This window comes from Methyloglobulus morosus KoM1 (genome assembly GCF_000496735.2).
Lineage (GTDB): Bacteria > Pseudomonadota > Gammaproteobacteria > Methylococcales > Methylomonadaceae > Methyloglobulus > Methyloglobulus morosus.
Genome location: NZ_AYLO01000010.1, coordinates 1 through 19,560, shown reverse-complemented (window position 1 = coordinate 19,560; position 19,560 = coordinate 1). Strand labels below are relative to the sequence as shown.

16 protein-coding genes and 3 pseudogenes are annotated in these 19,560 nt (G+C 49.6%); 7 read left to right on the top strand and 12 right to left on the bottom strand.

Annotated elements, in window-relative coordinates; translation table 11 throughout:
- Positions 1–421, top strand: a 421-nt coding sequence (locus tag MGMO_RS01705; RefSeq protein ID WP_036306510.1) for a cytochrome b/b6 domain-containing protein, incomplete at its 5' end; no start/stop codon positions are given.
- Positions 422–460: 39 nt separating this feature from the next.
- Positions 461–1,207: a VIT1/CCC1 transporter family protein gene (locus MGMO_RS01700; RefSeq protein WP_023493283.1), complete on the top strand. Its 747-nt coding sequence runs from the start codon at positions 461–463 to the stop codon at positions 1,205–1,207.
- A gap of 69 nt (positions 1,208–1,276) precedes the next feature.
- Here MGMO_RS01700 and MGMO_RS01695 read toward each other — a convergent pair whose 3' ends face one another.
- From MGMO_RS01695 to MGMO_RS01685, 3 genes are all read right to left on the bottom strand, one after another.
- Entirely contained in the window at positions 1,277–2,056 is a 780-nt protein-coding gene (locus MGMO_RS01695; protein WP_023493282.1) for a TIGR01458 family HAD-type hydrolase, read from the bottom strand.
- 180 nt (positions 2,057–2,236) lie between these two features.
- The gene (locus tag MGMO_RS01690) at positions 2,237–3,049 is read right to left on the bottom strand and encodes a L,D-transpeptidase family protein (protein ID WP_023493281.1); all 813 of its coding nucleotides are present in this window, start codon (positions 3,047–3,049) and stop codon (positions 2,237–2,239) included.
- Between the two features lie 296 nt (positions 3,050–3,345).
- On the bottom strand, positions 3,346–6,003 hold the full coding sequence (locus tag MGMO_RS01685) for an MMPL family transporter (RefSeq protein ID WP_023493280.1): 2,658 nt from the start codon (positions 6,001–6,003) through the stop codon (positions 3,346–3,348).
- Between the two features lie 466 nt (positions 6,004–6,469).
- Here MGMO_RS01685 and MGMO_RS21010 point away from each other — a divergent pair.
- Positions 6,470–6,709, top strand: a pseudogene (locus tag MGMO_RS21010) (hypothetical protein); the annotation flags it as partial.
- A gap of 66 nt (positions 6,710–6,775) precedes the next feature.
- Positions 6,776–7,627 (top strand): PA4780 family RIO1-like protein kinase, encoded by an 852-nt coding sequence (locus MGMO_RS01675; protein ID WP_023493278.1) that lies wholly within the window; start codon positions 6,776–6,778, stop codon positions 7,625–7,627.
- A gap of 28 nt (positions 7,628–7,655) precedes the next feature.
- Here MGMO_RS01675 and trxC read toward each other — a convergent pair whose 3' ends face one another.
- Positions 7,656–8,090, bottom strand: coding sequence for a thioredoxin TrxC (gene trxC / locus MGMO_RS01670; RefSeq protein WP_023493277.1), 435 nt, complete (start codon positions 8,088–8,090; stop codon positions 7,656–7,658).
- Between the two features lie 363 nt (positions 8,091–8,453).
- On the opposite strand from trxC, the gene MGMO_RS01660 reads away from it, so the two are divergent.
- A complete protein-coding gene (locus MGMO_RS01660; protein ID WP_023493276.1) occupies positions 8,454–8,735 on the top strand; it encodes a hypothetical protein in 282 nt (93 codons plus the stop codon).
- A 251-nt stretch (positions 8,736–8,986) separates the two neighbouring features.
- Here the strand turns inward: MGMO_RS01660 and MGMO_RS01655 are convergent, their stop codons facing one another.
- Both MGMO_RS01655 and merR read right to left on the bottom strand, forming a co-directional pair.
- A complete protein-coding gene (locus MGMO_RS01655) occupies positions 8,987–10,546 on the bottom strand; it encodes a hypothetical protein (RefSeq protein ID WP_023493275.1) in 1,560 nt (519 codons plus the stop codon).
- A 44-nt stretch (positions 10,547–10,590) separates the two neighbouring features.
- On the bottom strand, positions 10,591–10,998 hold the full coding sequence (merR, locus tag MGMO_RS01650; protein ID WP_023493274.1) for an Hg(II)-responsive transcriptional regulator: 408 nt from the start codon (positions 10,996–10,998) through the stop codon (positions 10,591–10,593).
- Positions 10,999–11,064: 66 nt separating this feature from the next.
- Between merR and merP the strand changes: the two are divergent.
- Positions 11,065–11,704: pseudogene (merP, locus tag MGMO_RS21240) on the top strand (mercury resistance system periplasmic binding protein MerP).
- Entirely contained in the window at positions 11,701–11,916 is a 216-nt protein-coding gene (locus MGMO_RS18815; protein ID WP_082458241.1) for a GDCCVxC domain-containing (seleno)protein, read from the top strand. The pseudogene merP and the gene MGMO_RS18815 overlap by 4 nt, the downstream one beginning before the upstream one ends.
- A 112-nt stretch (positions 11,917–12,028) precedes the next feature.
- Here MGMO_RS18815 and MGMO_RS01635 read toward each other — a convergent pair whose 3' ends face one another.
- From MGMO_RS01635 to MGMO_RS19835, 6 genes and pseudogenes are all read right to left on the bottom strand, one after another.
- The gene (locus tag MGMO_RS01635) at positions 12,029–12,373 is read right to left on the bottom strand and encodes a hypothetical protein (RefSeq protein ID WP_023493270.1); all 345 of its coding nucleotides are present in this window, start codon (positions 12,371–12,373) and stop codon (positions 12,029–12,031) included.
- A gap of 367 nt (positions 12,374–12,740) precedes the next feature.
- Positions 12,741–15,878 (bottom strand): efflux RND transporter permease subunit, encoded by a 3,138-nt coding sequence (locus MGMO_RS01630; RefSeq protein WP_023493268.1) that lies wholly within the window; start codon positions 15,876–15,878, stop codon positions 12,741–12,743.
- Positions 15,879–15,880: 2 nt separating this feature from the next.
- A complete protein-coding gene (locus MGMO_RS01625) occupies positions 15,881–17,311 on the bottom strand; it encodes an efflux RND transporter periplasmic adaptor subunit (RefSeq protein WP_023493267.1) in 1,431 nt (476 codons plus the stop codon).
- Entirely contained in the window at positions 17,304–18,680 is a 1,377-nt protein-coding gene (locus tag MGMO_RS01620; protein WP_023493266.1) for a TolC family protein, read from the bottom strand. The genes MGMO_RS01625 and MGMO_RS01620 overlap by 8 nt, the downstream gene beginning before the upstream one ends.
- Positions 18,681–19,024: 344 nt before the next feature.
- Positions 19,025–19,243 carry a hypothetical protein gene (locus MGMO_RS01615; RefSeq protein ID WP_036306494.1) on the bottom strand — a complete coding sequence of 73 codons (219 nt, stop codon included), beginning with the start codon at positions 19,241–19,243 and terminating at the stop codon, positions 19,025–19,027.
- Between the two features lie 25 nt (positions 19,244–19,268).
- Positions 19,269–19,560: pseudogene (locus MGMO_RS19835) on the bottom strand (hypothetical protein); the annotation flags it as partial.

The following is a 19,560-nucleotide window of genomic DNA, read 5'->3' as shown; positions in this document are numbered from 1 at the left end:
TTATATTGGCCATAACCCGGCTGGGGGTATTATGGTAATTGCTTTGTTGCTCTGCCTGGCGGGAACCACTTTAACCGGATTGAAATTATACGCCGTAGAGGATAATAAAGGGCCATTTGCCATAACAACAAAGCAAGTCCATCTAGAAACACAGTCTTTTAGCCTGATTTCTGTGGCCAAAGCAGAAGAAAATGATAACGAGGAAGAAAGTGAAGATTCCGAACTTATCGATAACAACCAAGAGGTTGATAAGCAAGGTGAAGAATATTGGGAAGAGTTACATGAGTTTTTCTCTAACCTAACGTTATTGCTGGTGTTTTTACACATCGTTGGCGTTATCGTTTCCAGTGCTGTCGATAAGGAGAATCTGGTTAAAGCCATGTTGACGGGCAAAAAAGACATCGATGACACTTACCAATAGCCCTGGGGCAATACAAAATACTAAAGAAGGGGAGCTGAAGTGAGGCATTCTGAATTTCATCGCGCACACCGGATCGGGTGGTTACGCGCAGCCGTGTTGGGTGCCAATGATGGCATCGTCTCTACGACAAGCCTTGTGATTGGGGTGGCTGCCGCCCATGCCGACTTTCATGCAATACTTGTTAGTGGGACGGCGGGCTTGGTTGCCGGGGCGATGTCGATGGCTGCGGGCGAATATGTTTCAGTCAGCTCCCAAGTCGATACTGAGCGAGCGGATCTCAGGAGGGAAGAGCGGGAGCTGGCGGAAAATCACCCTCATGAAGTGAATGAATTAAAAGCGATCTATATTGACAGGGGGCTTGAACCCGATCTGGCTCAGCAGGTTGCCGAGCAACTCATGGCCCACGATGCTTTGGCAGCGCATGCGCGGGATGAATTAGGGCTGACTGAAATCACCGCAGCGCGTCCCTTACAAGCGGCCTTAATCTCCGCACTGACATTTTCTCTGGGCGCACTGTTGCCGCTATTGATGGTCCTATTTTTCCCTTATTTGCCTGTGGCTAATATCAATCAAATTGTTATTGATCTAACAGGACTGGATACGATGCCCCTGATTGCTACAGTGGGTTCTATTTCACTGTTCTCGCTGATCTTGTTGGGCGGGGTATCCGCCTTGACCGGTGGAGCCTCTGTTTTTACAGCCATAAGCCGCGTTACGTTTTGGGGTATGTTGTCGATGGGTATTACCGCCAGTGTCGGTATGTTGTTCGGCACGGTAAGTGGATAACATTGGGAGTTAATTAGCAATGCTTTCTATAACGACAGGCTCTAGATAGGATGCCAATAGAAAATGACACTAACAACCCAACAGGCCGGGTAAACTTATGATCGAATCTATAACTAAGCCCGGTTTGATGAGGGAAGATTCCGTGTAGCTTTGGCGATACTTGCCAGTCTTTACCAAAACTCCCATTAGCCCAAGCTGTTGGCCTCCGCCTATATCCACATCAATATCATCACCGATAATTGCGACTTCTTGAGGTTTTAGCCCCATGTCATCCAAAGCGATTTGGAAGAATTCGGCAGATGGTTTCCCGATAATCAGGGCTTTGGAACCGCTCGCATATTCCAGGCCTTCGATAAACCCGCCGATATCCATTTGCAAGCCATGTTCCGTCTGCCAGAATCGGTTTTTATGGATAGCGATCAGTTTCGCGCCCTGCATCAGACAATTGAAAACTTCATTTAACAACGGATAAGACCAGGCATTGCCAATATCGCCGACCACAACATAATTTGCTTTCGTATTGGACTGAGGAAAATCTTTAAAGTCTTTTTGTACATCATTTGCCAATAGCAAACGGCAAACCGGTTCGTGCTGTTTCTTAAGGTAAAGTAAGGTGGCTTGGGGAGCACTAATAATCTCATCGGCAGGAATTGAAAAGCCCATGGCATTGATTTTCTGTTGTAAGGATGCCAATGATAAAGTGCTGGTGTTAGTGACAAAACGGCAGGGCAAACCGCTGAGGCGAATTTTTTCAATCGCTTCAACGGCACCTTCGATGGCATTCGAGCCAACGTAAAGGACACCATCCAGGTCAAACATAATTCCTTTGATAGTGGCGAGGGTATTCATGTCTGTCTTACCTGGAACTTAGTAAAAATGATAAGGCAGCTTGCCAATGACATGACAGTCAAAGCCAAGCGGTAGTATACGGTTAATCAATGGAATGCTTGAATTGTACCGGCATTCAACACACAAGTATTGGGCTCAACAACCTATAGCCCTGTTACCCAATGGGTAAATCCTTAATGGCTATAAGCCTGTTTTTGCGGACTTCATCACAGGGGGCAAGGCTCCAATTTCGCGGGAAATGATCGCATATAACTCCGGGATCCATTCTGGAAATTCTTCGGTGTCAGCCTCAACTTTCAGGGGGTAGATCCTGGGGTCGTGTGGCGCAATAACGACTTTCACGTTTTGGACACCAATTTGCGCCGTGAGGACAAAAAGTTCTTTTATCGCTTCGTCGCCCATGGCCAGACAACCGATGGAAGCGGTTTTGCCATGGATGAAAATATCCGAGCCCAAATCAGTGCGTCCCTCCTGTTGGGCATGGAAAATGTCGAATTCGTTGGGGTAGTTTATTTTCATGGACAAGTGGTAATGGCTGTTGGGATTGAGCTCCTCGATGCGGTAGATGCCTTCCGGTACTTGCCTGTCGCCCTGGCGCAATTTGGGGCCGGCCACGCCGCTGGCGGCCAAGATGTAATAGTCGCGGATGAAGCGGAACCCGCCGCTGTCCCTCGCCCACAACTCCAATTTCTTTTCCTGTTTCAAGGCGATGAGGGTAGCTTCCCGAGGAGGGTAGGGTACCTTGGCCTTGGCAAAATAGTATCCGAGTTTGCCTTTCACGTCTGCGCCGTAAGTTTGCAAAATATCACCCACAGTCCATTGTCCGGGCAGCCTAAACGGCGGTATGTTATACATCGTCCGGTTGGTTAGGTTTCGGGGTTGGGGTTTGACGGCAGCGATGTTGGCCGTGGTGACGGTGGGCTTTTGACCAGAACATGCCCCGAGCAATCCGGACAAGGCCAAGACGGCAATGATTTTAGCTCTTGATTTCATGATGTGCGCTGGAAATAAAGTGTGGGCCAAGTATAGTTTAGGCAAAACCGCAACATGCCTGCAAGTCCCAAGCCTTCGTGGACGAGGCGCATCGTGGCGGATAAATGGACTCTTGTGACGGCCATCCTATCGAAGAATCAATAGCAGATCGAGCGGGGCTATCTCTATCTTAAAAATAATACCACTGAAGCCTGCATTTATTGACGGGAATCGAAATTGATTTAACATTGGGGCTGAATTTCGTAGGCTCAACTCATTTCAAGGGCGTATCGAGAATGCACCTTCGAAAAAATGACTTAATTACTGGGCTTGTTCGACAATGATCCCCTTCGGTTATTACTAAACGCCGGCAAAACCAGAAGCGTACATACCATTGTCAACACCAAACCGATTGTCAAAAGTTGACCCATGCTCGCCAAACCTAAATGTGGGGTAAAAGCCATGCTGACCAGGCTGCAAATCGTGGTCAGGTTACTGAAAATTACGCCTCTGGCTGTACTGGTGCGTAACACGCTGTCATCCTTGGAAGATAAGCTGCGTAAACGTCGGCTAATGAAAATGCCCCCGTCTGCACCCAGCCCAAACAGGAGCGGAATGATAATGATGTTGGCAAAATTAAAAGGGTTGTCCATTAGCACCGTAGACGCGCCAGTCAATATGGCTGCCATAAGCAACGGTAAAAGTGTCAGTAAGGTCTCTTTTATGCTGCGCTGGATAACCAGCAAAACGACCGTAATTGCCAGCAAGGCAGCCATTAATGCTTGCTGAAAGGCCTTCACTACCGCTTTGCCTGTTTCCAAATAGATCACCGGCAAATCGGTTGCATGGGGTGCAATTTGCCTGACTTCGCCTATGAATTCTTCCATGTTGCCGAGGTCGTTAAGGTCTTTGCTGGGGAAGACCATAATTCGGTATATGCCCTCTTGGTTGAGCCAGCGTTCGGTTAAGTCTTTAGGGAGTGCGTTTATCGAGACTGTGTCCGCTTTTAGTCCCTTGAACAAGCTATTCATGGTGTCTGGTAAAGTGTCCAATAAACCGGTTTGTAATTTTTCAAGACTGAGTTTTTTTGTCGGGATAGGGTTGGCTTCCAATTGGACAAGGTACTGCTTTAAATCGTTGTCAAGTAATTGTAAGGATATGGATAATGGGCTCTCTTCTGGCATGCCTTTTAATTTTTGCCCTATCGTCTTTTGCAGATGTGAGAGTGCTTGGCTGTGGTTTTCGATAGTGTCTTCATGAAGCGGCGGAAATTCATTCAATTGCAAGCCGAGCACTACGGACAAGTCTTCGATGACAGCCAGTTTTTCTTCCTGGCTTTCCGGCACGAAATCGAAAATGGTGACCGCGCTTTCAACCGAACCCAGTTGTTTTAATTTCTGTGCTGTCGCTAACGCATCAGCCTTGTTTGGAGAAAGAACGGAGAGTGTCATTGGTGACGTTTCCTTGGTTTTCAGCAATTCCCTAAAAGTGGCGACCCCCTCGCTGTTGGGGTCGCGCAAGTTGAGCGGGTTAAAATCGAACTTGACTTGCGTGAGCAACGCCAATCCTGCAATGGTAAGTATTGCGGACAGCCATCGAATGAGCCCCCTATTTTGGGTAGGGAAACGGTAAGCCCAATCGGGAAAAGCATATTTGGGCGCAGTGGCTTTGACTGGGTCTAGCGACAATAGGCCCAGCAATGCGGGCAGCACCACCATGGAAATAGTAAAGGCTATAAAAATCCCGGCACCAGCAATGATGCCAAGCTCGGAAACCCCGGTATAAGCGGTGGGAATAAATGCGAAAAAGCCAATCGATGCGGTTATCGCACAAAGGGCAGTAGAGGGCCCTACTGAATGCAGGGCCGTAATCAATGCTTGCTTTTTGGGAAGCTTTTCTTGCAACAGTTCTCGGTAACGTAAGCACAGTTGAACGGCATAATCGTCAGCGATACCGATATACAACACCGCAAATGATATAGAAATAAGGTTTACACTACCAATCGCTAGTGCGGCAAAACCAGCGGTCAAAATCGAACCCATCGTCATGACAATGAGTGTGACGATTGTCAGTTTCAGCGACCTGAACCCGACCATTAATGAGATAAACACCAATAGGACGGAGAACACCGAAGCCATAGCTGTACTGTACTGGACACTTTCCAGTTCATCATGTTCTAAAACAACTTCACCAGTCAGCCGTATTCTTGTATCTGGAAAAAGTTGTTTGGCATTTTCGACGACACGTCTAACCGATTTGAGCGATTGTTCTGCAGGCACCATTGAGCTAAAGTCAAGCTTAGGCTTGAGCAGGATAAACCGCTGTGTGGTCAGTACACCTTGCCCTGTACCGAACATCATTTGTTGCCAGGATAACTGGTAATTTTTCCCCTCCAATTCTGCCCTGACAGCCGCTCGGATTTTATCCAGCAAGACAGTCAAGTCGATTGGCAGGTCGCGGTCATCCTGGGTCAGGGCGAGTTCGATTATGGATAGCAATCCCTTAAGGCTATTGTCACCGGACAATGTGCCTATGAAGGGCTGCGCTTCCGCCAGCTTTGACGATAGATCTTTGAGGTCGTCAAGCTCAAGATAAAGTAGGCCATATTTGTCGAAATACGGGCCTTCGCCAGGAATATAGACGGACTCGACTTGCTGTTTTATCTCCCTGAATTCATTACCGAGATAGGACAATGCTTTTGTCGTCTGTTCGGGTGACTTGGCATCGACCACAACCAATATAGCCTGGTCATCTTGAGGGAAAGCCTTTAAAAATCGTTGTCGGTCTTGCTGGAAAGGTAAATCGGGGGAAAGAATATTCGTCGTGTCGGTATTGATTTTGAGGTTTTCGGCGGTGTAAAACACACTAAAGCCGCAGGCAATACAGGTCAGCAAAATCAGCGTGTTGGGATAGCCTATTATGATGGCTTCAAGGCTGTTAAGCAGCTTCCTGAGGGTTAGGGCAACTATTTTCATGATCCGTCTAACTATCTGGGGGAAAGATCTTTAAGGGTTCTTAAAGACGGGCTGTAAGAAAGGCTCATAGAGATACGAATTTTGTATGAAAGGTTTAAGCCTATTCGGTTGCTTGAATGCCTCATTTTAAATATCCCTATCGATCAAGCCACTATTGGCTTCAGCTTTGACAAATGGGTACGCCATTGCAAAGAATCCCTAGCTAATACAGAAAGATTGGACTCACGCTCACCAGCAAACTTTAACGCACTTTCAACCCTTTATTGGCCAGGGACAATACTTGAGTCGGTGCGCCTATACAGGTTGGGAATAACGGCGCACTGACATGTGTAACCGGATTTGTTGTAAATATAGCCGCTAAACAAAAAAAGCACCATAATAATAAAGCCTTGAAGAAACGTATTTTCACAGGCAACTCCGATCCAAGCCTTGGGCATTATTTTGGCTTTGTTTCGTATCGTGCTTTTCCCATGCCTTCTTGGATGCCATAACCAATGGCGGGCTAGGTGGCGCCTTGTATTGGCCTTTAAGTTCTGAGCGGGTATCTTTCCCCTTTAGGCCAATCGAGGTTTCTCCGATGAGGGTTGGCAGCTTTTTTTCGGAATGGGGATGGGTGCTCGTTTCGGAATTCATACGGGTGTTGATGCCTGCCTTGGTTGTTGGCACTGTTGGCGCAGTATTTGGGCGTAAATACGTCAAAAAGTGAGTGTGAAACTGATCAAATGCTCATTGTTCTGGAGGAAATACCTACAAAAGCCGCATAATATCCCCCATGAAAACACCTAAAAGACTCGAACCGTTAATCGACAACGGCCTCATCGACGAAGTTCTGCATTCCCTGAAAAGCGGCAAGGAAGCCGCTGTCTATGTGGTACGTTGTGGGACGGAAACCTGTTGTGCGAAGGTCTATAAAGAGGCCGACCAGCGCAGCTTCCGCCAAAGCGTGCTTTATCAGGAAGGCCGTAAAGTACGCAACAGTCGACGCGCCCGCGCCATGGAGAAGGGGAGCCGTTATGGCCGCAAGGAGCAGGAGTCGACTTGGCAAAATGCCGAAGTGACTGCCCTGTACCGCCTTTCAGAGGCCGGTGTCAGGGTGCCTCGACCCCTTAACTTCATCGACGGCGTGTTGCTGATGGAGCTGGTGACCGATATAGACGGAAACCCTGCACCCAGGCTCAACGACCTCGAAATGGAGCCGGAACAGGCCAGGACATACCATCGGTTCCTAATATCCCAGATTGTCCGCATGTTGTGCGATGGCCTTATCCACGGTGATTTATCGGAATACAATGTACTGGTTAGCAGCGATGGGCCAGTCATCATTGATCTGCCCCAAGCCGTCGATGCGGCGGGCAACAACAATGCCCACATGATGCTGGAGCGGGACATCGACAACATGGCCAGCTATTTCGGCCGCTTCGCGCCCGAGTTGCTGACAACCGCCTACGGCAAGGAAATGTGGAAGCTGTACCAAAGCGGCGAACTTCAACCCGAAACCCAGCTAACTGGCCATTTCGAAGACAACGCCAAACCTGCCGACGTTAGGGGTGTAATGCGTGAGATAGACGCTGCGCGCAAAGAGAATGAGGCGAGACAAAACTATAAAGCCAAAACCTCTCAATAGACGGAAAACAAAATCATGTAATGTCTGGCTACTTATGGATGTTCACCCATTTCACGATATCTTGGACACCCATGGCACCCGACTGGCGTGCCAACTCTTTACCGCCTTTAAACAAGACTAAGGTCGGTATGCTTCGGATAACGTATTGGTTTCCCAATCCCTGCTCACTATCCGTGTCCACTTTGGCTAAACGCACCCTGGGTTCCAAAATCACCACTGCCTGGACAAAAGCAGGTGCCATCATCTTGCAAGGCCCACACCAAGGCGCCCAAAAATCCAACAGGATCGGGATGTCATTATTAAGGATATGGCTCTGGAAAGTGGCGGCAGTCAGCTCTAATGGCTTCCCATTGAAGATCGGCTGATGACATTTGCCGCAATTAGGATGTTGGGCAAGCCGCATGGAAGGCACTCGGTTTACTGCTTGGCAGTTTGGGCAAACGAGATGCAAAGAATCAGTCATTTGGGATCCTGCTCATTATTCAACGTTAACGCTAATAGTCGGGGTGCATAGTGAATTCTTCAATAGACATCTTGAGAAATTCAATAGCGGGCCAAACAAAACCCAATGTTTTTTTGAATACTCACCGTCTTTGCCAGGAATTTGAAAAAAATCTTTAAATGCCCGATAAGTAAGTACAATCGTGACATACTTAAGCGTAAACGACAAAACCAACTGAGCGCCGAAGTATTGGTTGATAAGTTAAAACATAATATAGTCCTCATCCGGACGCACGATGATCATGCGGTTTTGTCTTTCAACTTGTTTAACCGCGCACAGTTGGCTTTATGTTTTGTTTTCTGGCAACCGGTAATTGGAATTTAAATGCAATATGTTTTAATCATTCATGAAGTCGATAGCTATCCGGCATGGAAAGTTGTTTTTGATGAAGCGGCAAACATCAGAAAAAATGCTGGGGAAGTCAGCTATCAATTGCTACGGTACGACAATAATGCGGACAACATCGTCCACTTCTCTGAATGGTTATCGCTAGATAATGCCCGTAGGTTCTTTGAATCCCCGGAATTGGTGGAAATCAGAAAGAAGGCCGGCGTAAAAGCACCAAATTTTATCTATCTACAGGAAATAGAGCGCGGCGTACTTTAGGCTATGAACGACCAGGATATAGCAGTAGCCATTCGGCAATATGCATCGCACTTCGGCAAAAAACTTCTAACTATCCAGAACCGTTTGTTTAATGGATGGAAGGCCGAAAGCGTCCTCTCGGCTCCTTGTTTGGTCTTTCAAATTTCGGGGTAAATATGACGCAGTTTTTGTCCGGTGCCTTGATATGATGGGGAAATTGTCTCTTTAATGTCCCATAATGAATTGGAGCATCGAATCCTGGTTTTGTTAGCTTATTCCTGGGTCAATAAATCCTCTAATAAATAAGGATCATCGAAATGGCGCTTTCCGATGAAAGCAATTGCATGGGTTCCCCATTGTCGCATTGCGCCTGGACTGGGGACACCGTAAGGCCAAAGCAGGAATCGTTCCGCCCGTGCGCTGCTATCAATAAGGCCGTCTTCACCGTACAGGCTGCGCTTTGTACCATTTGGCATCGGTATAGAACGAAGTTGTTCCATCCCATTAAGGCTATAACCAAGCGTTGCAATCTCTGATGTATCGCGCATGGGCGAGACCTGCTGCAGGTAATGGGTACGGCTTTGCAAGCGCAGCCACAGCCGTTGATGGGGTGAAAGAATTGTTATGGCCTTAGGGCTTAACACGGGTTCTGAACCTTCCTTGGCTGGGATTGCCCGGTAACCTTTGCTAGGAAACAGCAGGTAATAGCAACCGCAACCGTGAATGCTGTCGAAGGCGATAGGCTTGCCTTCAGCACCGATTGTAACGCGCCAAATTACGCTATCCAGTGAGCCGCCGTATAGATCCAGCAGACCAGTTTTCTCCCGTGCCGGCAGCCAGATTTGGTAGGTCAATTGCAACAGCACCTTGCCATGCCATCGGGTATATCCCTGTGCGACATAAACTGTCGGTTTAGTGATGTCAATCCAAGGTTGATTAAAACGGTTCAACCTGACAGTACCTATCCTATCGGTATCGTTGCGGGTATCCATTTCCCATACGGGCGCGAAATGCGCCAATAATTGCTGCAATTGTAAGGATGTCAGGTGAGGAATACCTAGCGGATTGTCATATACTATTTTTAAGATTGCGGAAATATATTCGGGCGTTAACCTACCTCTGTCCAGGGGAATATAGCGGATAAGTTGGCCTTGTTGCGGCAGTTTTTCCAGAGGGATATTGAAGCTGGCGTCCAGTTCCCGATGCAACCGTTCGATACCGATGGTCGCAACGTAACGCGCCAGTGGATAAAAGCCAACAACACGTTTCCAGCTTTGGTATGCATCGGGGACTTGCGCCCGTTCCAATAGGGTTTTTTTATGTTTGGCGTTATTTATAATGAGCTTGTTCAGGCGTTTGCCGCAAACTTCCAATGCTTGGTCAAAAGTGCCCGTTTTAGGTCTTATCGAAACCAGCTGTTGCCTGGTTGTAATGGGCAGATTGGCGAATTCAAACTTTATGCCTGCTGAACCGAGTTGTCGCATGAGTTCCAACCATTCGGCAAAAGCATCATTTGATGATGTCGTCCGGTCGGCTATCGAAGCCAAGAAGCGGTTGACCCTAAGCTGGGGAAAACCATTGATTCGCAAGGCTTCAGTGTCACGTATACCATATTCCTCTACCTTCGACTCAATGTTATCAAGCCAACGCAAGCATATGGTGTCTTCGCCTGACGGTGTAGGGTCAGAATACGGGCTAAGCGTCGCACAACCTTGGATCGCAACAACTAGGCAGCCGACAAGCAAGGAAAATCTTATGCGGATTGCTACTGTTTTGATGTGGTCCAGTCGGTAAGTCAATTTTCTACACAAGTTAGCTATAAAAATATTCAAACCAGCCACTCCCTCTAATTAGGGCAACGGAACGGAAAATCGCCTTATCCCGATGTTCCCAGCAGGGTGACGATGATCGGACATGATACTGAATCGGTATTGCTGGCGCAGCTCTCAACCAGATTGGACAAGGTTGTTTCCATCGTACGTAGGCCTTCGATGCGTTCACGTATTACCACAAGCTTTTTAAGCGCAATGTTTTTTGCTTCCCGGCAATGTTGCCCATCCTCAAGGCTCAGCAACTCCGAAACTTCATCGAGCGAAAAGCCAAGTTTCTGGCCTTGTTTAATGGATTGTACCCGCTGCACGTCGCGTTCGGTGTAATGTCGAACGCCATTGAACGGCTTTACGGGTTCCATGAGCAAGCCACGTCGCTGATAAAAACGGATCGTTTCGACATTCACCCCGGCATTTTTCGCCAGTGCGCCAATTGTGAAGTTTTTTTGCGTCATGGGGCTTGCCTCCGTACTTAGGTACGGTGCCTATAATATAGGAATAGCTAAAAAAGAGGTATCGTCATGAACCCAAAACAAACCCTGATTGCCAGCGTTCTTGCCGGGATAGCCGCGAGCTTGTGTTGTGTCGCCCCTTTGGTGTTGCTCAGTCTTGGCATTGGCGGGGCTTGGGTGGCAACTCTGACCGCCTTCGAGCCTGTGCGTCCAGTGTTCTTTGGTCTGGCCTTGATTTTTATTGGCCTGACATTCCGCAAGCTCTACCTAACAACCCAAATATGCGAACCCGGCAAACCTTGCGCCGATATTGAAGTCATCCGTAAACAGCGCTTCATTTTCTGGGGCGTGACCATCCCTTTATTGGGTCTCCTGGCGTTCCCATGGTTCGCCCCGCTGTTCTATTGAGGAAAAACCGATGAAAATTAGAATCCTTCTGCTCTTTCTAGCGTTTGCCGTTACATCTAACTTGGCTTTGGCAGCGTCCCGCACGGTCACGCTCGATGTACAAAACATGACCTGCGCCGTTTGTCCTATCACGGTCAAGAAAGCGCTTGAACACGTTGCCGGCGTGCAACAGGTTAAAGTTGATTACGCGGATAAAACCGCGACGGTGCAATTCGACGATACGACCGCCACGGTGGACAACTTGACGGAGGCAACCAAGGCCGCCGGATATCCATCCTTTATCAGGAAGGAGGTTAAATGAATGACGTAACGCTCAACTCGACGCTCACTTGCCCGTATTGCGGTCATGCCGAAACGGAAACGATGCCGACCGATGCTTGCCTGTTTTTCTATGAATGTAAGTCCTGTGGAATCCTGCTTAAGCCAAAGCAAGGGGATTGCTGCGTGTTTTGCTCTTACGGTTCGGTTAAATGCCCACCCATACAACAACATCAATCCTGTTGCACCAGATAGAAAACAATAATGTTAAACAAAACATATCATTGGGCTTCAAACTCCAGGAAGCCCTAAATCTCCCGGTGCCTTAAACCATAAAACACCGGGCATGTAAGCTTATTTACCTTTGTTATCGTGCCATTCCCCGATGCATCTCAGCCATTTTCCGGTTAGCATCGACGGCATTTTCATAGGAGGTAACCAACCTTTCGCAATGGGCTTTAAGGTCTTCCGCCTGCCTGCCGTAGAGATAGGCTTTTGACTCGTACTGTTCAAGAAGTTTCTTGTGTTCATCAACCTTAAGCTGCATTACTTCAGCTTCTTCATCATAGTGTTTCGCCAGCGCCTCATGGTCGGCTTTGGTTTCCGCATTTAACACGGCTTGGCTCATATCCATCGGATGCGGGTTCATCTCAGCACAAGCGGTCAGTAATCCAAGAGTCAAAAGCAGGGTAATTAGAAACTTTGTTTTCATGGGTTTTCTCCAGATTAATTAAATAGTTAAGATAACATGGTTTTTAAGATAGTTATAGTGGATCGTCCGGTTTTACCTCCTTAATTGCTCATGGTTGAAGAATGAAATCCAACTGTTCTTAGCAAATGCTGGGTTAATAAACCCTGCTGTGTGACTTTTATTTAAAACGAGCGTCCCTTATCCCAAGGATGGCCTTGGCCACCAGGGTGTGAGTGGTAGCCCTCATTTTTAAATCCTTTAGTCTTTGAGGCACACGCAGAAACAGTGAGTAATAAAAACGTGATTAATATGACAACATGTTTTTTAGTTTTCATGGGTTTTCTCCACGGTAATTCAATGGTTTAGTGACATTGTTTTTCAGGTACAGTTAACGTATCGTTCCATTTCTGGATTGTTTGTTGATGGCATATTGCTTGCCCAGGGCATAAAGTGCCGGAATGACGACCAAGGTCAACAGTGTAGACGACACCATGCCGCCCACCATCGGTGCAGCGATGCGGCGCATGACTTCCGAGCCGGTGCCGGTGCTCCAGAGGATAGGCAGTAGCCCTGCCATGATTGCCGTGACGGTCATGATTTTCGGTCGTAAGCGCTCTGCTGCACCAGTCATCAATGCGCTGTAAAGGTCGGTTTCAGAGAAATCGCGCCCTTCGTCCAGGCATTGCCGTTGCTTCTCCAGGAATGCCTGGTCCAGATAAATCAGCATCACCACGCCGGTTTCGGCGGCCACGCCTGCCAAGGCAATGAAGCCGACACCCACCGCGACGCTGACGTTATAATCCAGGAACCACAGCAGCCAGATACCGCCTATCAGGGCAAACGGCACGGATAGCATGACAATCAGGGTTTCGGTCAAACGTCCGAAGTTGAGATAAAGCAGGATGAAGATGATGCATAGCGTGAGCGGCACAACCAGTTTCAACCGCTGCTTTGCCCGTTCCATGTATTCGAACTGGCCGCTCCAGGTGATGTAGTAGCCCGCAGGAAACTTGACCCCTTGTTGCACCGCTTGCTTGGCATCCCGCACATAACGGTCGATGTCGCGTCCGCGCAGGTCAACGAAGATATAAGCGGACAGCAAGGCGTTCTCCGTCCGTATCGATGGCGGGCCTTTATCCAGGCTGATTTTCGCCAATTGGCCAAGTGGGACTACCGCACCGCCTGGAACCGGGACAAGGATGTGATTGGCGATCGCTTGCGGACTATCACGTAATTCACGCGGATAACGAACAATGATGGCGAACCGTTCGCGTCCTTCCAGCATGGTGGTGACGGTCTCGCCGCCAATGGCAGTGGCGATATTGTCTTGCACATCACCGACCAACAGTCCATAGCGAGCCAACGCTTCGTAATCTGGGGTGATGTTCAGATAAAAGCCGCCGGTGATGCGTTCAGCATAAGCACTGGTGGTGCCGGGTACGGTCTTGACGGTTTTTTCGATCTGTTGCGCCAGACGTTCCATTTCCGCCAAGTCTTTGCCGAACAACTTGATGCCAATCGGTGTGCGGATGCCGGTCGCCAACATATCAATGCGGTTTTTAATCGGCATCGTCCAGGAATTGCTGACACCGGGGATTTGCAGCGCCTGATCCATCTCGGCAATCAGTTTATCGACGGTCATGCCGGGTCGCCAAGCGGATTCGGGCTTGAGATTGACCAGGGTTTCCGACATTTCCAACGGTGCCGGGTCGGTGGCGGTCAGGGCGCGTCCGGCTTTACCGAACACCGATTCGACTTCGGGAAAGCTTTTTATGATGCGGTCTTGGGTTTGCAGCAATTCGGCGGCTTTGGTCGGTGGCAACCCCGGCAGGGTTAACGGCATGAACAATAAAGTGCCTTCGTTGAGCGTCGGCATAAACTCGCCGCCCAAACGCGAGGCCGGATACCAGGAAACGGCCAGCATCAGCAATGCAAAAGCGAGTGTCAGTTTTTTATACCGCATAACGGCGGCGATAATGGGGCGGTATATCCAGATCAGGAATCGATTGATAGGGTTGCGGTGCTCTGGCAGTATTTTTCCGCGTATAAACAGCCACATCAACACCGGAATCAGCGTTACCGACAGCAACGCCGCTCCTGCCATTGCGAACGTCTTGGTATAAGCCAGAGGATGGAATAGCCGACCTTCTTGAGCTTCCAGCGCAAACACTGGCAGGAAAGAGACCGTGATGATCAACAGGCTGAAAAACAGCGGCGGGCCGACTTCCTTGCAAGCATTCAGCAAACTGTCGAAACGCGGCAGGCGACCGGAATCTCGCTCCAGATGTTTATGGGCGTTCTCGATCATGACGATGGCAGCATCCACCATCGCGCCGATGGCAATGGCAATTCCTCCAAGGCTCATGATGTTGGAATTCATTCCTAGCACTTGCATAACGATAAAGGCAAAAAGGACACCCACAGGGAGCATCAGAATCGCAACCAGGGCGCTCCGTATGTGCAACAGGAATGCCACGCACACCAAGGCAACCACCGCGCTTTCTTCCAGCAAGGTATGGCGCAAATTCTCAATAGCGCGTTGGATCAACTCGGAGCGGTCATAAACCGTTTGTATGTTGACACCGGTTGGTAAGCCAGCGCTGATTTCGTGCAACCGCTCCTTTATATTACTGATGACTTCCAGTGCGTTTTGACCGTAGCGGGCCAGCGCAATACCGGACACCGCCTCGCCTTCACCGTTCCATTCAGTAATGCCACGGCGCTCATCGGGCACCAGCTCCACCCGTGCCACATCGCGCACCAACACCGGGATACCCTTTTCAGCTTTCAAGACTAACCGTTCCAAGTCCGCTTGACCACGCAGATAACCGCGTCCGCGCACCATGTACTCGGTTTCGGCAAGCTCAATCACCCGTCCGCCGACATCGCGGTTGCCGTTACGGATGGCATCGCTCAAGGTATGTAACGGAATGCCGTACGCTTGCAGCTTGTGCGGATCGACAGTGACCTGATACTGTTGTACAAAGCCGCCGATGCTGGCGACCTCGGCCACGCCTTGGGCTTTGGTCAGTTGATAGCGCACGAACCAATCCTGCAGGGTACGCAATTCCGCCAGCGAATAGTCTTTTGCCAATAATGCGTACTGATAAACCCAGCCGACCCCGGTGGCATCCGGCCCCAGTTTAGGCGTTACGTTGGTTGGTAAGCGTCCGGCGGCAAAGTTGAGATATTCCAGTACCCGCGAACGTGCCCAGTAAATATCGGTATCGTCTTCAAAGATGACATACACGAAAGAGGCGCCAAAAAAGGAAAATCCACGCACGACTTTCGAGCGTGGTACGCTCAGCATCGCAGTGGTCAATGGGTAAGTGACCTGATCCTCGACGACTTGCGGTGCTTGTCCAGGATATTCGGTGTAAACGATGACCTGAGCATCGGACAGGTCGGGCAGCGCATCCAGCGGCATTTTGGACAGTGCGTAAATCCCGCCGATTATGATGCCAAGCGTTGCCAGCATCACCAGGAACACGTTACGTAAAGACCAGGCAATGACATGGTTCAACATGGTTATTGCCCTCCGTGTTGGGGTAATGGCGTTGTTTCGGGTGTAGCCTGACTAGCGCCAGCATCGGGGCTATCAAAGCTATCCAAAGCCGACTTGAGGTTACTTTCCGCGTCGATCAGGAAATTAGCGCGGGTCACGACCTCATCACCCGTTTCTAATCCTTCTAATACTTCCCAATATCCGTCAGTCTGTAACCCCAGTTTCACGGCACGTGGCTCGAACTGCCCTGCGCTTCGTTGTAGCAATACGACCTGACGCATACCACTGTCAATAACGGCGGAATCGGGAACCGCCAGATGAGCGTCCTTGCCTCCCTGCGTTGCCAACACAACACTGCCGTACAACCCTGGCTTCAATAAGCCTTCTGAATTAGGCAATTCGATACGCACTTTGACGGTGCGTGTTTCCGTCGCCAATGTCGGATAAATGAAGCCAACCTTGCCGCTGAACAGCTTATCCGGGTAGGCATTGATATGCACCTGAGCGGCTTGGCCTGGATGTACGCCACCTATCTCTTGCTCAAATATCTCCGCAATTAGCCATACCGTGCTCAAATCGGCGATACGAAACAACAATTCGCCGGGCATGAACCGCATGCCTTCCACTGCCGGTTTCTCCATGACCACGCCATTGACCGGCGACAGCAATGGCAGGGTATCCAGCGTTTTTTCCTGATTTTGTAAACGCTTTAACGGTGCCTCGGCAATATCCCAATAATGTAAGCGCTGCAAGGCGTTGTGGGTCAGATGCTCCGCCGTACCGCGAGCCTGGATACTTCCCTGTTGAAGTGCTTGTTGCCCTTGCCGGGCAATCAGATATTCCTCCTGAGCGGTCAGCAGTTCCGGGCTGTAGATTTCCAGCAGTGGCTGACCGCGTTTGACGGCTTGTCCGGTCGCGTTGACATACAAGCGCTGAATCCAGCCTTCAAACTTGGGTGTCACAGCGTGGATGCGCCGTTCATCAACCTGGATGCTGCCAAGCGCACGGATGCTGCGGGTGATCGTTCGCTTGGTCACGATTTCTGTCTTTACGCCCAGTTTTTGGATTTTTTCCGGGCTGATCCTGATTTGCCCGGAGGTCTCCGGTTCACCTTCATAGACAGGCAGGTAATCCATGCCCATTTCATCTTTTTTGGGTACGGGAGAAGTGTCTGCTGCCCCCATTGGATGACGGTAATAGAGAATTTTGCCGGATTGCGGCGACGCTTCCGGCAATCTCTGTGCTTCCGCGTAGACCGGTAGGTAATCCATCCCCATATCGTCCTTGGCGGGTGTAGGCGAAGTCACTTTAGGGTTCATGGGATGGCGGTAATAGAGCAGTTTCCGTTCCGCCACTACCGGAGGCGAATTTAGCGCGACTTGCTGTTGCCCTAACCAGAACCCCAATCCGATACCGAACAGTAATATGACAATAAAGCCAACATACTTAACCATGATCCAGCTCCTCGCCCACTTCGGCAGACAACTCGGCCAAGATTTGCTGGGTGTTGGTCAATGCCTGCCAATATTGGGTTTGATATTGGAAAAAACTCAGTTGTGTACGCAGTAGATCGGTGAAATCGGTCTGGTTCACTTGATAGCCTGCCAGCAAAGAATCCAGTGTTTGCTGCGCTTGCGGGATGATTTCATGTTCGAGCAACGACAGCTTTTCCTTGGCATGTTGATACTCGGCGACTTTAGCGGCTATCTCGGCCTGAATCTTGTGATGCTCGTCCTGCAGGGCATATTGCTCCTGCAAAAGTTCGCTCTTACGTTGGTCAATCGCCTTGGCTTGTTTGCGTCCTGCATAAATGGGCAGGTTCATGCTCAGTTGGACACTGGCAAAATCGCTGCGGGACTGTCCTGACGGGGTGTTCTGCCGCACATCATAAAACGCACCCACAGTAAAATCAGGATAGAACCCTTTTTGGGCAAGATCGACTTTGGACTGCGCAGCATCCAACATCTTACGGTGTTGAGCAAACAGGGGGCGGAGTTTAAAAGCCTTGTCCTGTAAGGCGGATTCGACAATGGCGGGTAACTTAAAATCAGCCTCCGCCGGAATCCGTGCAGGCATTTCCGGTGTGCGATCCAACAAGGCGTTGAGCCTGGCTTCCTGACCGTGGCGCATGCTGGTCAGGTTTAGTTTTTCGTCCTTGAGCTTGGACAGTTCGAGTTGAGCCAAGAGCACATCTTGCTGAGTCCCTTTGCCCACCTTATATTTGGCTTGGGCAATGTCGATGAGGCCCAAGAAAAACTGCTCGGATTCATCTAGCAAGCTCAACGCGCGGTCATAATAGAATAGCCGCCACCAGCCTGTTTTTACTTCCCTAACTAGCCGCAAACGTGCTTCATCGACTGAATCGGCAGCGGCTAAGGCTTCTTGTTCGGCAATCTTTTCCCTCAATGCCAGCTTGCCGGGGAATGGAATCTCCTGGCTTATGCCCACTTCCATCATGGTGAAATCATCTTGCCGCAGGTTGAAACTGTTGGTCGGCAGGTAAAGGGCGCCTAACCTGATCGTCGGATCGGGCAAAGTGCCTTCTTGGGAAGGGATGGCTGCCATCGCCTCGGCCCGTGCCTTGATTTCTCCCAAGCCAGGGTTGCCTAACAACGCTTGTTCTATCGCTTTATCGAGTGTCAGGATGGATTCATCGTCGTGCGTAGGCTGCGTTTCGGCCCGTGCCTCAACCCAAGTCACACGGAATAGTCCGGTAGAAATATGGATAACTAGGCCTGGCGAAAACAGCGCCAACCCGAAAATTACCGCCGTCCACGCCGGACAAGCGCGGCGCAGCGGCGACGGACAAATAACAAAAGACATGGAGTTTTCCTCTCAAATCGGAACAAACAGGCTCCGCAAGTTGCAGAACCGCAATGCGCCGAGCCGATGTGGCTAGGCACGGTTCGATTTTGAGGGGTGGCTAATTCAGCAGGGTGCAGAACCGATAGATGAGCAGGATTCGTCGCCCGGTCGGTGGTGGGTCCGTTTTACAGGGAACCCGTATGGGCAGGTAAAAAATAGATAGGGTGAAAAACGTCCAAATAAGTCCCAAGACCAAAACTGGCAAGTCAGGTTTAGCCAGACGGTTAAAATCGGGGAACGGATGAGTTTGCGAGTCAAGACACGGCTTGAGGGTACAATCCTGCATAGTCTTGGACGTATGCTTAAGTACGCCTGATTCCGAACATCCGGGCATGTGTTCGGGCATTGCCTTTAATGCCGAGGGCATAGGCATGGTGCAAGTTGCCGAAATGGCCAAAGAAATCCAGCTCACTAGCAACATAAATAGCAATGTGTGCAGGTAAGGGCGATTTCTTTTGGAATGCAACGCTGTTGTCACTGTGCAACCCTGGATTGAAGCCTGTTCTTTTATAATCTAGCATACGATAAACCGGACAGCAATCCAATCTATCTTAACGTGGCTTCGTTGTCATTGCATGGGATTGTATGTTGAACCCGGATTGCTCTCCTTTGGGACGGCGCAGGCATATCGGGTGGAGGCGGCGGATGCCAGTCTTTCACCGTACCGTACTTCATGTCACCAGGCACGGGCACACGATGTCCTTTGCTGTACATGCATTGGATATAGTAGGTATCATAGATTGGTTGGCCGTCTTCATCGAAATCGGATTCGTTTAGCGATCTTGCCGTCTGTAAGCTGACAAGCTTCCTGCACATCAGGTCATCGTTTTGGAATTGG

Excerpts from the sequence above, each read along its gene's own strand:
- MGMO_RS01695 (WP_023493282.1), bottom strand. The coding sequence starts at position 2,056 with ATGAATACCCTCGCCACTATCAAAGGAATTATGTTTGACCTGGATGGT.
- MGMO_RS01690 (WP_023493281.1), bottom strand. The coding sequence starts at position 3,049 with ATGAAATCAAGAGCTAAAATCATTGCCGTCTTGGCCTTGTCCGGATTG.
- MGMO_RS01685 (WP_023493280.1), bottom strand. The coding sequence starts at position 6,003 with ATGAAAATAGTTGCCCTAACCCTCAGGAAGCTGCTTAACAGCCTTGAA.
- MGMO_RS01675 (WP_023493278.1), top strand. The coding sequence starts at position 6,776 with ATGAAAACACCTAAAAGACTCGAACCGTTAATCGACAACGGCCTCATC.
- trxC (WP_023493277.1), bottom strand. The coding sequence starts at position 8,090 with ATGACTGATTCTTTGCATCTCGTTTGCCCAAACTGCCAAGCAGTAAAC.
- MGMO_RS01660 (WP_023493276.1), top strand. The coding sequence starts at position 8,454 with ATGCAATATGTTTTAATCATTCATGAAGTCGATAGCTATCCGGCATGG.
- merR (WP_023493274.1), bottom strand. The coding sequence starts at position 10,998 with ATGACGCAAAAAAACTTCACAATTGGCGCACTGGCGAAAAATGCCGGG.
- MGMO_RS18815 (WP_082458241.1), top strand. The coding sequence starts at position 11,701 with ATGAATGACGTAACGCTCAACTCGACGCTCACTTGCCCGTATTGCGGT.
- MGMO_RS01635 (WP_023493270.1), bottom strand. The coding sequence starts at position 12,373 with ATGAAAACAAAGTTTCTAATTACCCTGCTTTTGACTCTTGGATTACTG.
- MGMO_RS01630 (WP_023493268.1), bottom strand. The coding sequence starts at position 15,878 with ATGTTGAACCATGTCATTGCCTGGTCTTTACGTAACGTGTTCCTGGTG.
- MGMO_RS01625 (WP_023493267.1), bottom strand. The coding sequence starts at position 17,311 with ATGGTTAAGTATGTTGGCTTTATTGTCATATTACTGTTCGGTATCGGA.
- MGMO_RS01620 (WP_023493266.1), bottom strand. The coding sequence starts at position 18,680 with ATGTCTTTTGTTATTTGTCCGTCGCCGCTGCGCCGCGCTTGTCCGGCG.
- MGMO_RS01615 (WP_036306494.1), bottom strand. The coding sequence starts at position 19,243 with ATGCTAGATTATAAAAGAACAGGCTTCAATCCAGGGTTGCACAGTGAC.